Origin of the sequence: Halobacterium bonnevillei (assembly GCF_009831555.1) — an archaeon.
Taxonomy (GTDB): Archaea; Halobacteriota; Halobacteria; order Halobacteriales; family Halobacteriaceae; genus Halobacterium; species Halobacterium bonnevillei.
The window spans coordinates 1-10,719 of record NZ_WUUU01000105.1 but is presented as its reverse complement, the minus strand read 5'-3'; the positions used below and the strand labels follow the sequence as shown (position 1 = coordinate 10,719).

Annotated in this window: 9 protein-coding genes; 1 reads left to right on the top strand and 8 read right to left on the bottom strand. The window is 63.9% G+C overall.

The window, feature by feature from the left end; genetic code table 11:
• The 5 genes from GRX66_RS12430 to GRX66_RS12410 form a co-directional block, all read right to left on the bottom strand.
• The coding region (locus GRX66_RS12430) for an FAD-dependent oxidoreductase (protein ID WP_159526848.1) at window positions 1-1,625 on the bottom strand (1,625 nt) is incomplete at its 3' end.
• 1 nt (window position 1,626) lies between these two features.
• Window positions 1,627-2,883: a M20 family metallopeptidase gene (locus GRX66_RS12425; RefSeq protein WP_159526847.1), complete on the bottom strand. Its 1,257-nt coding sequence runs from the start codon at window positions 2,881-2,883 to the stop codon at window positions 1,627-1,629.
• Between the two features lie 129 nt (window positions 2,884-3,012).
• Window positions 3,013-4,341 (bottom strand): aminotransferase class III-fold pyridoxal phosphate-dependent enzyme, encoded by a 1,329-nt coding sequence (locus GRX66_RS12420; RefSeq protein WP_159526846.1) that lies wholly within the window; start codon window positions 4,339-4,341, stop codon window positions 3,013-3,015.
• A gap of 54 nt (window positions 4,342-4,395) precedes the next feature.
• Window positions 4,396-5,109 (bottom strand): helix-turn-helix domain-containing protein, encoded by a 714-nt coding sequence (locus tag GRX66_RS12415; protein WP_159526845.1) that lies wholly within the window; start codon window positions 5,107-5,109, stop codon window positions 4,396-4,398.
• A 225-nt stretch (window positions 5,110-5,334) separates the two neighbouring features.
• The gene (locus GRX66_RS12410) at window positions 5,335-5,691 is read right to left on the bottom strand and encodes a four-helix bundle copper-binding protein (RefSeq protein WP_159526844.1); all 357 of its coding nucleotides are present in this window, start codon (window positions 5,689-5,691) and stop codon (window positions 5,335-5,337) included.
• 78 nt (window positions 5,692-5,769) lie between these two features.
• On the opposite strand from GRX66_RS12410, the gene GRX66_RS20020 reads away from it, so the two are divergent.
• A complete protein-coding gene (locus tag GRX66_RS20020; protein WP_233745500.1) occupies window positions 5,770-6,573 on the top strand; it encodes a hypothetical protein in 804 nt (267 codons plus the stop codon).
• A 388-nt stretch (window positions 6,574-6,961) separates the two neighbouring features.
• Here GRX66_RS20020 and GRX66_RS12400 read toward each other — a convergent pair whose 3' ends face one another.
• From GRX66_RS12400 to GRX66_RS12390, 3 genes are all read right to left on the bottom strand, one after another.
• Window positions 6,962-8,233: a hypothetical protein gene (locus GRX66_RS12400; RefSeq protein ID WP_159526843.1), complete on the bottom strand. Its 1,272-nt coding sequence runs from the start codon at window positions 8,231-8,233 to the stop codon at window positions 6,962-6,964.
• A gap of 176 nt (window positions 8,234-8,409) precedes the next feature.
• The gene (locus GRX66_RS12395; RefSeq protein ID WP_159526842.1) at window positions 8,410-9,810 is read right to left on the bottom strand and encodes an FAD-dependent oxidoreductase; all 1,401 of its coding nucleotides are present in this window, start codon (window positions 9,808-9,810) and stop codon (window positions 8,410-8,412) included.
• A 163-nt stretch (window positions 9,811-9,973) separates the two neighbouring features.
• A complete protein-coding gene (locus tag GRX66_RS12390; RefSeq protein WP_159526841.1) occupies window positions 9,974-10,711 on the bottom strand; it encodes a bacteriorhodopsin in 738 nt (245 codons plus the stop codon).
• Window positions 10,712-10,719: the final 8 nt, after the last annotated feature.

The following is a 10,719-nucleotide window of genomic DNA, read 5'->3' as shown; positions in this document are numbered from 1 at the left end:
ACCGTCGCACCCGCTCCGCTGGCCCGGTCGAGGAGCGCTCGCGCGAGCGAGGCGGGGTCGTCGACGTACCCGACGGCCGGACTGTACAGCGCCCCGGTGACCTCGTCGGTGGCGAGCCCGGGAAGGACCAGGGTCTCGGCGAGCGCGTCGCCGTCGAGGTACTGGACGGGCGCCCCCTTCTCCCCCGTCGCCGTCCCGCCGTCGACGGGTCGGTCGAACGATGCCTCGAAATCCGCGCGGAGCGCCTCGTCGCCGGCGTCCGTGGTGGCGAGGCGGAGGCGGCCGCCGTGGACGTACCTGGCGGGCGGGTTCGCCGGCGACAGCAGTCGCTGGTAGTAGCGAATCCCGTACCGGAGGAGCGGGACGCAGGCTGGGGATTCGTGGCCCCAGAAGCCGACGAACGCGCCGGACTTCGCCGTGGTCTCCGTGGCCGTCCGGCGCCCGCGTTCGATGACCGTGACCGTCGCGTCAGTCCCGCGCGCGAGGTGGTCGGCCACGCACGCGCCGGCGATGCCGGCGCCGACGACGACGACCCGGTCCGCAGTCATTCGCGGACCGCCGTCCCCGACGTACTCCGACGTGAACGCCTGCACGAGTGCTCGATAACCCATGCGGAACTGGAGCCGGTCGCCCACCGCGACGTCGCCGGCGGCGGTCACGTCGCAGACGAGGTGGTCGCTGCTGGCTCCGAGAACCGCCACGCCGTCGGCCAGCGGCGCGAGCTGCCCCGGGACGGTGTCCTGCTTCCCGAGCGCGAGAATGGCCCTGTCTCGGGTGCCCCGGTCCTCGAAGTCCGGCTGCTCGCCGTCGACGTTCTGGCCCTGCGGCCCGGCGGGCGTCGAGGGCTTGCGCTTGCACTCGATGACCTCCGCGTGCAGCGTGAACGCGTCCCGCCGGAGGTACGGAAGCTCGCGGCCGCCGGAGACGTCCGTGCCCAGGAGGATTGCCTCGCCCACCCGGAGTTCGTTCACGCGATCGGGGAGCGTGCCGTCCTCCACCAGCCGCAGCGTGACGGTGCTGCCGCCGGAGACCACGGGGAAGGTGCGGTCGAGGGCCTCCTCTGCTCGTTCGACGACCGACACGAACTCGGCCATGGCGTCCGGCGTCGGGAGGACGCCCCCGAAGCACCCGGCGTTCGTGCCGAGGCCGACCACGCGAATTCCCGCCAGGTCGACAGCGCGCCGGAGCGTCGGCAGGGCGTCCTCCGGCAGCACCCCTTCCCGGCGGTCCCCGGTGTCGACCATGAGGACGACGTCGTGACTGAGACCGCGGTCGCGAGCCCTCGCCGCCAGCGCTTCGACGACGTCGAGTTCCGTGTGCAGCGAGCGCTCGGCGTGAGCCACGACGCGGTCCAGGTCGCTGAGCATCGGCGCGACCAGCAGCGTCCGCTCGGCGTCCACCCGTTCGCCGACGCGCCTGAGGTTCTCGACGCGAGAGTCGGCGACGCCGTCGACGCCGCCGGTGAGCATGGCCCGCGCGACCGCCGGGTCGCCGGCGACGGCTTTGGTGACCCCGACGACCCGGCCGTCGAAGCAATCGACCACCGTCCGCGCGTTCGCGCGGACTGCGTCGAGGTTGACGCGGACCGTCGGTGGAGCGACGCCGGCGGGGGACGGCGGGACCATGTCAGGAGAGCAGTTCGACGGCACCCGCGGCGAGGATGCGCGCCACCTCGACTGTCTCGTCGACGTCCACCCACTCGCCCGCGCCGTGGACGTTGTCGCCGTCCGGGCCGAGAATGACCGTCGGAATCTCCGCGCGGTGGCCGAGGTAGTTGAAGTCGCCGACGCTCCGGAAGTAGCCGATTCCGGGGGGGTCGCCGGTGATCGCCTCCGTGGCCCTTGCGAGTCCCTGGACGAGCGGTTCGTCGGTGTCGAAGACGTAGGGACCGTACCGCGCGTCCGGGTGTGGCGTTTCGCGCAGCCCGACGCTGACGTCGGCGTCCAGGTCGAGGTCCTCGACGACTCGCTCGGCGTCCGCGATGACCGACTCCGTCGTCTCGCCGGGGACGACGTGGCGGTCCACGAGGAGTCGGCAGGACTCGGGCACGGACAGCGTCTCGCTTCCGCCCTCGATCTCGAGCGGGCAGACCGAACCCTCGCCGAGCAGCGGGTGCGAGGCCACCGGCATCCTCGACAGCGCGTCGGCGAGCAGTCCCGCGGCGACGACGGCGTTTCGCCCCTGTTTGGGCGTCGACCCGTGCGCGGCGACCCCGCGGACCTCGATGTCGTAGAGGAAGCGACCGCGGGCGCCGACGTAGAGCGCGGGGTTCTCCCAGTCGTCGCCATCGAGGACCGGGCCGGGTTCCGTGACGACGGCCATGTCGCAGTCGGCGACGACACCGTCGCGAAGCAACTGGTCGGTGCCGAGTCCGTACGGCCCCTCCTCGTCGACGACGGCGGCGAGGAGGACGTCGCCGGCGAGCGACGCGTCGGCAGCAGCGAGTGCAGCGAACGCGGCCATCGCCGCGGCGAGGCCGCCCTTCATGTCGGCCGCTCCCTGGCCGTGGAGCCGACCGTCTTCGACGCGCCCCGAGAGCGGGTCCTCAGTCCACCCGTCGACGATTTCGACGGTGTCGACGTGGCCGTTCAGCAGCAGGGTCGGCGCGGCGGGGTCCGAGCCCTCGATGCGCGCAAGGACGTTGTGGCCCTCGTAGCCCGTGATGTCCGGTTCGCTCACGCGGTGGTACTCCGGGTCCAGTCCCCTGTCGTCGAGCCAGTCGTGGACGTACCGGGCGATCTCGTCCTCGTGGAAGTACGGACTCTCGATCCGGACGAGCGACTGGAGGAGGTCGACTGTTTCCTCGGCGTCGATGCGGTCGGCGGCAGCCGTGGCGACCGAGAGAGTGTCGTCGGAGGCGATCGTAGATTCGTCGTCGTTCATGCTGGGTCACCCCGCGTACCGTCGATTTTCGACGCCGACGGCCCGCGTTGTACGGCCGAACCAACCGTCCGTTCGACCCTAATGCCCGCCCCTATCATGGCAGGCGACGCCGCGTGTGCGTACCCGGGGTCAGGCGGCCGCGACGGCGTCGAGAAACAGGTCCACTCCGAGATCGACTTCGCGCTCGGTCACGTCGAGGGGCGGCAGCAGTCGGACCGTTCGGTAGCCACACCCCAGTACCAGCAATCCCCGTTCGAAACACCCCGCGACGACGGCTTCACGGCGATCCGTCGAATCGAACTCCACCCCGAGCATCAGGCCGCGCCCGCGAACGTCGGTGACGGCCTCGGGCGCCTCGTCGGCGAGTCGCTCGCGGACCTGCCGGCCGCGCTCACGAACGTTCGCAAGCAGGTCCGCCTCGCGAATGACGTCGAGGGTCGTCGCCCCCTCGACTGCAGCCCGGATGTCGCCAGCGCCCCACGTGGAGGAGAGCCGACCCGTCTCCGTCGGGAAGACGTCGGCCCGCGAGACTGTCGCGCCCACCCGGAGCCCCTTCGCTGACGTAATGACGTCGGGCGTGAGATCCAGGTGGTCGACGCCCCACGTCTCACCGGTGCGGCCGAGGCCGGCCTGAATCTCGTCGCTGACGACCGTCAGGTCGTGTTCCTCGCGGATGCTGGCGATGTCCGCGACGAACTCGTCGTTCGGAACGCGGTAGCCGCCCTCGCCCTGGATCGGTTCGAGGACGAGGAATGCGACCTCCTCGGGGTCGAGGTTGCCCCGGGAGGGATGGAGTTTGTCCGCGAGGACGTTCCCGCCGGGACCGTCGGTTCGCCACCCGCAGGTACAGTCCCCGTCGCAGGCGCAGTACGGCACGGAGAGGACGCCGCCGACCTCGGGGTAGCCCTTGCGGTGGACCGTCTTCGAGCGGTTCAGCGACAGCGCACCCAGCGTCCGCCCGTGAAACGCGCCCTCGAAGGTGACACCGCGGTGACCCCCGTTCTGGTAACTGATCTTGATGGCGTTCTCCACCGCTTCGGCCCCCGAGTTCGACAGGAAGACGGTGTCCATGTCGTAGTGAGCCGTGAGCTCGGTCAGTCGCGCCATCAGCTGCGAGGGACCGGGGAGGTCCGGGTCGTCGACGGTCCCGCCGAGACTCGCGTAGAAGTCCTGGCCCGCGATCTTTCCGGGCGTCACCGGGCCGAGTCGCTCCAGCGCCTCGACAAGCCGGGGATGGTTGTATCCCAGCGGCGAGGCGGCGACGTGGCTCGTGAAATCGAGCAGAACGTTGCCGTCGACGTCGGTGCAGAACGGCCCGGCCGCCGCTGCCGACGCGTCCCAGACGAACTCGTAGACGTACGTGCTCGGGGCGGCGAACTGGTGGTGGTAGTCGGTCCACTCGCGGGCGTTCGGTCCCGGAATCTGGCGGCGGTCGGGAACGACGGTGTCGCGGTCCATGCCGTCTGGACCGTCCCGGCGACCCTGAACACCCAGCCTAGAATGACAGGGCCGTCACGGCAGCGCGTCGAACAGTTTGACTTCCGCTTTCCGGAGGTGTTCGAGGGTAGTAGCCTTCGAGACGCCGAGTTCTTCCGCGAGGTCGGTCGCGCTCACCTCGCGAGGCCAGTTGTAGTACCCGCGCTCGCGGGCCAGTTCGAACACCTCGCGCTGGCGCTCGGAGAGGATGCCCCGCCGGAGAACGCCGCCCGTTTCGCGGTTGTCCGACGTGATGTGCTGGATCTCGATGTCGGCGTCCATCTCTTCGCGGACGACGTCGAGGCTGTCCTGGATGCTCTCGCGGTCCTGCTCGATGATGACGGTCCAGTACTCGCGGCCGTCGTGGATCCAGACGGCCTTGTCGGGGATGAATCCGTTCGAGACGAGCGCGTCGTTGATGCTTCGCCTCCCGTTGTACATCACGAGGATGCTCTGCGAGACGTTGCCGGGGGTCGGCATCTCATAGTCGAACTCGTAGCGGTAGTCGAGGTGCCACACCGACTCGGTCAGCGGCGACTCGTCGATGGCCGCGATGAGCGAGTCGAGTTCGTCCTCGGAGTCGGCGTAGACGGTGAACCGTCCTTTCACCGAGTCCTCGACCTGGTAGACTCCGTGACCGAACAGCCCGCCGGGGGCGTTCTCCGTGACCTGTAGCGTCCAGCAATCGGGATGCCAGATGCTCAACGTGAGATGTGCTCCCTCCTGCTGTTCACCCACTCCCCCCTGCATTGACCGTCAGTAGAGGAGCCGAGTGTATTATTGTGTCGCACGTTCACACACCTTGCCAGTCGTCGGGGCGTCGACGGCGTGGAACGAATGTGCGAGGCGGCCTCGGCACTCGCCTCGCAATCGATCCATCGCGACTGTGAGCACCGGCACTGTCGGCCTCGCCACCGTCGTGGCCTGACCGGACGCGGTCGAGGAAAAATCAGGAGTCCTGTGAGCGACCGGGGTTTACGACGAGGCCATGTCGCGACAGGAGTCAGCGCACTCGCGGAGGACGTCAGCACAGACCTGGCAGTGTTCCGCATCGTGTTGCTCGCACTCGTCGGCACACGCCTCGCAGAGCTCTGCGCACGTCGCCGCTGCGTCCGCACTGTAGTCGGAGTCCCGAGCCATCATCCGGGCGTGGAGCGTGCTTTGATCGGCAACGTCCCGACAGAGTTCGATACAGCGAGCCATCTCCTCGTCGCCCATACGGATGCACTCGGTGGCGCACCACTCGCAGGCCTGCGCTGCCTCGAAACAGTTGTCGATGCACTCCGCCATCCGCTCGGTGTCGCTGACGTGGTCGATTTTCTGAAGTGCCATCGAGTTTTCCTTCGAGTGGCTCGATCTTTATTATAAGGTTGCAAGCAGCGAGTGGACAATTAGTGAGGTGCCGTCTAGATGGCTAGCACGGCGGCTTATTGGCGTGGCGAGTCGACGGGAAGACATGATGGATGTGATCCTGTACAGGATGAGCATCCCGTTCGCGATAGTTACCGGGACCGCGCCGGGATACTTGCGGTGTTGTCGTGGACGGTCCTCCGGGACTCCCCCTTCGGGACGACGCTGAAGCTAGTGGCTCTCGTGATGTCGGTAGTGACAGCCTACCACGGAGGGTTGTTGGTGGTCGGTTCCGAAACGCTGCTGTTGCAGTGGCTTCTGGTCCTCGGGTACGTTCTTGTCCTACTTGCCCTGGTCGCGGTGGTCGCTGAATTGCCGGACGGGGCCTGGAATACCCAGGATTTCAGGCATCAGTACGTGTTTCCCGCGCTCGTACTCGGGGCGGTCCTCTACGCGGTCGGCGGACCACTCTCCGAGCTATTCTTCCCTCGGGCTCTCCACTGGGTGCATGGCATTGCTTCGCTCTTTGCCATCGCGGGGATGTACAGCCCCGTCCAGGACGACCTTCAGAACGGGCCGTGGAACGACCTGCTCCTCTCTGATGCTGTGAAGGGGCGTCAGAAAGCCACCTGGATGGTTCCGCTCGACGACGAGATCCTCGAGGTGCTGTACTCCACCCGGCTGGTTCTGACGCCAGCGGTCATCGCCTACAACATCGAGTACAGCCGGGAAGAAGTCAACCGCCGTTTGAGGCGACTGGAATCGGAAGGCATGGTGGAGCGAGTGCAGCGCGGCAAGTATCAATTATCTGAACGAGGGAAGCGATACGTGGACGGCCACCCCGTGTCGGGAGAGTCAAACTGACCTGAATACAGTCTTCACTGAGTCCCCTCGGTGAAGTCGGTTTCAGGGGACTCCCCCTCGACGTTGCATTGGGTCGAAGTCTGGACGTGACGTACTCGGCGTAGGGTTGTCGGGGGCGGGTCGAGTAGTCTATCGTTCGCCTGTTTTGCGGGCGATGCCTGGCACGAAAGGTGTGGCCTCGGCACTCATAGGGCTCGTCGTCCCGCGGGAGCCACCCCGGGTCGGCCCGGTTGCGTCGTCATCGGCCATCTGGATATAGAGGTCGGGCCGTGAAAATGGTCCCGTCGAGAACTCAACCACTGCTGGTGCCCTGGCCTCCACGAGATATGTTGAGCGCGACGACGACCGACGGAGATTGACAGCGGGTGGGATAGCGAGTGGCCCCCGGTTAATGTAGACCCGGCTCCATATTGAGTTCGTCTGACCATCTAATATAAAATAAAAGATATGGGTCAGGTATTTCCAAATTCTTTCTGTCATCTACCCATTCAAAAACATGTTCATCTCCATTTGATTCTGAGATCCACTTGTCCACTCTCTGAATTGCCTGAGTTAAATTGCCGCTTTGAGGTTTTTCACTGAGACAGATATCCTCAACAGTGCTTATAATTTCGTTTTGATCAAGTGTAAGCTTTGGTGGATCTGACGCGATAACACGAACAATAACATCGTACACGTCACCACTTTCGCTTTTAGGGAAGTTGAATATATTTCGTTCCCCTCCGCGCTTGGCTACGCCACCACTCATAATATCATAGATAGTCGAATAGTCCATTCCAGACCCAGTTCTTCGGAGGATATTTTTGAGATCCTCCGTTTTGACATCCATAGGAGCCATTTCCTCCTGTTTTTCATAAACACCAATTTCGTTGCATAGTTCTAAGCATAATTTTTGCATTAAATGTGGAGAGCCGATTGATTCTCGCGAGAGGTTAGATAGAACCAGTTCTTTCGGATACAGGTTGAGTTTTTTGAACCCCTTTTCGCCAATTTTCTTCAAGTCCGAAGAGTCCCAATAGTCCATATTTATCGATTCAATTCTACCTGATAGGTCAGGGTTTGCTCTGGTGAGATCGTCGCTTCTGTACGGAATATATGCTACACAAATGGACATACCACGTTCGTAAGCATCCTTAATAGATTCCGAAATGTTTGTATGAAGTTCTTTGTCGATATAATGCGCATCGTCTATAAACAAAACAAATTCATCAAGCTTCACAGAGTCAATGACTTGACTAAGTCCCCGACGGTTATGAACGTCAGTTTTCTCTGTAGTTTGTTGATCCCTCTTTGAGGCTCCGCCACCAATTTCACCAACAGGGGTTCTAATCCCCGCCGACCCTTCCTTAGTAGTTTCTTCTTCCTCTGTGGAGGAAACCTCCGTACTTTCCGGGGCATATAATTCATCTAAAACATTGCCCCAGAGGTCACTAACAGAGTTAATTTTGGACCCATGTACTGTAACCAAATTATAATTCAATTTATCTACAACATTATTAAGCAGCATAGATTTCCCGGATTTAGATGGGCCAGAAAGAGAAATGATACAGGCCGCCCCACGTAGCCTAAATTCCAGATTCTTTTCATGTTCTCCCTGATCTCTTTCAACATACGTATGTTTTGGGTAATCGCCTGGTGTAAATACGTCGTGGACTCTCATAGTGTAAGCCTTCGTTAGAACCTTCAATAAATAATTGTCTGGGTGAATATTCAAATCCATTCCCACTGAAAATTCTGCCTACGGAGACCTGTTTTGGTATAGTCATCTAATGTTGCCGTCGGGGAAATACCCCCTCTCCCCACATTTTGTCAACAGGAAGATAGAACGTTGCGCCGTCAGTCGTCGTCCGCCGGGGCAGCGATGCGCTCGTCCGCGGTCTGGTCATCTGCGTCTCCTTCGTCTGCCCGCGGGAAGTGCTCGATAGTGTCCTCGCGGAACGCCGACTCGTCGAACTCGTAGTCGCCGTCGAGGAACTCGACGACCTGGCGGGCGTCCCGCATCGCGTTCTTCAGGCACGTGGACGCGCCCGGCGACGGCGTGATGTTGAAGATGACGTCGTCGCCGACGATCTTGGCTTCGCCCATGTCCAGGGACTTCTCGCTGGTGTCGACGATCTGGGGCCGGACGCCGCCGTAGCCCTTCGCGCGCTCGATGTCCTCGAGTGACGCTTCGGGCACGACCTTCTGGACGTGCGGGAGGAACGCTCGACGGCCGACGCCCGGGACGTCGTAGACGAGGTTCTTGACGACGTACGGCAGGAGGATGCGGTCCGCGAGGATGTTCGCATAACTCAGGAAGGAGGCGACGTTCAATCCGAACACGTCGAGGAAGTCGGTGACCGTGGAGATGCGGCCGCGTTCGAGCGTCGGCACGAGTTTCGCCGTCGGGCCGAACCGCGTGATGGAGTCGTCGTGGACGTCCGCGTCGCCGTGGACGGCCGCGAACGGGAGTTTCTTCATCTGAAGGGTGTAGACTTTCCCGTTCAGGAAGTCGTCCGCGAGGAAGAAACTCCCCGCGACGGGGAGCAACACCTTGTCCTCGCCGTACCCGAGGTCCTTCGCGATCTGGAGGCTGTGCGACCCAGCGGCGACGACGGCGACCTCGCAGTCGAAGGGACCGTCCTCGGTCGTGACCGTGTAGCCGCGGGCGGTCTCCGTGAGGTCCCGGACCTCGGTGCCGGTGTAGACGTCGACGGTAGCCTCCTCGCGAGCGCGTTCGACGAACGACTCCGCGGTTTTGCCGTAGTCGACGACGTAGCCGTCCGGCGTCTGGAGCGCGCGCAGTTCCGTTCCGGGGTCGCGGCCCTCGACGACCTTCGGTTCGTGCTCGGCGATCTCCTCGCGGCCGATCACGTCGAGTTTCGGAAAGAGGTCGCCGAAGCCCTCCTCGTGGTACCGGGACTCGAGACTCCGGACTTCCTCGTCGCCGACGCCGAGGACCATCTTCGAGCGCCGGTCGTGGAACTCGCGGTCGTCGTCGTAGTGTTCGAGGTAGCCAGCCAGCAGTTCCGCGCCCTCCTTGACGTCCTCGGCCTTCTCGAGCGTGTAGTTCGTCTCGATGTCCCCGAAGTGCAGGGTCTGGGAGTTGTTCGTGTGGTCCGAATTGATGGCCGCGACGTCGTCTTCCTTCTCGAAGAGCGCGACGTCCTCGATGTCCGTGAACTTCGAGACGGTGTAGAGGAGCGAGGCGCCACTGATGCCGCCGCCGACGATGATGAGGTCGTATGCTTCGTCCATTGTGTACTCCGTGAATACTCAGACGCGAACGGTCGTCGCTCGGAGGAAACCGGCGGCCGTACTAAGACCCTACTAAACGAGACAAGATTCGCGGAAACCTGGCAACGGGGACACCGTTCGGGAGCCAGGTGGGTGGTCGATAGTGAGCAGAATCCGGGCCGAGTCAGTCGTCGACGGTGACGGACGCGTCGCCTGCGTCCGGTGTCGCGCTATCCGGGACCGGACCGGCGTCCGCGGCCAACCGGTCGATTGCGTCCCCACCGACGACCGCGAACGCGACGAACCCGACTTTGCTGATGAAGTCCAGGTAGACGACAACGAGGGCCTCCATCTCCGCCTGGAGGACGCCGACGCCCGTCGGCGCGAGCAGCCACACGACGGGGTACAGCGTCCAGAGGACGACCGTGAGGTTCCGCAGCGTCGTGAACGTCGCCGCGACGCGCGGGTCCGCGTCGTCGCCGAGCGCGGCGGGGAGCATCCGCAGGAGGCCGTAGAGGAGGACGAGGTACGCGACACACCCCACGGCGTAGAACGCCCACTTCTGGGCCGACGGCGTCACCGCAGCGCCCACGCCGGCCGCGATGACGACCACGTCCGCGCCGATGAGCAGGACGTACGTGCGGACGCTCGGCTGGGAGAGCAACCCGAGGTAGAGCACGAGCAACGGCGTCGTCACCAGCCAGTCCGCGTACCGCGCGAGGTGCACGGTGTAGTCAGCGACGCCCATCGACCCGACGCCGAGCGCCATCAGCGCGTACGCGACGGCCGCGAACCCCGTGACGCCGGCGAGCACGGCGTCGTAGCGGGCGTGGCGCGGATTCTTGAGGGCGTCCCGGAGCGGGAGCGCTGTTCCGATAGCCATGCCGACCGCACCGACCCAGAACCAGGTTGCGGGCTCCATGTTAGTTC

Coding starts and splice junctions, on each gene's coding strand:
- GRX66_RS12420 (WP_159526846.1), bottom strand. CDS start 4,341: ATGGACCGCGACACCGTCGTTCCCGACCGCCGCCAGATTCCGGGACCG.
- GRX66_RS20020 (WP_233745500.1), top strand. CDS start 5,770: ATGGCTAGCACGGCGGCTTATTGGCGTGGCGAGTCGACGGGAAGACAT.
- GRX66_RS12410 (WP_159526844.1), bottom strand. CDS start 5,691: ATGGCACTTCAGAAAATCGACCACGTCAGCGACACCGAGCGGATGGCG.
- GRX66_RS12415 (WP_159526845.1), bottom strand. CDS start 5,109: ATGCAGGGGGGAGTGGGTGAACAGCAGGAGGGAGCACATCTCACGTTG.
- GRX66_RS12425 (WP_159526847.1), bottom strand. CDS start 2,883: ATGAACGACGACGAATCTACGATCGCCTCCGACGACACTCTCTCGGTC.
- GRX66_RS12395 (WP_159526842.1), bottom strand. CDS start 9,810: ATGGACGAAGCATACGACCTCATCATCGTCGGCGGCGGCATCAGTGGC.
- GRX66_RS12390 (WP_159526841.1), bottom strand. CDS start 10,711: ATGGAGCCCGCAACCTGGTTCTGGGTCGGTGCGGTCGGCATGGCTATC.
- GRX66_RS12400 (WP_159526843.1), bottom strand. CDS start 8,233: ATGAGAGTCCACGACGTATTTACACCAGGCGATTACCCAAAACATACG.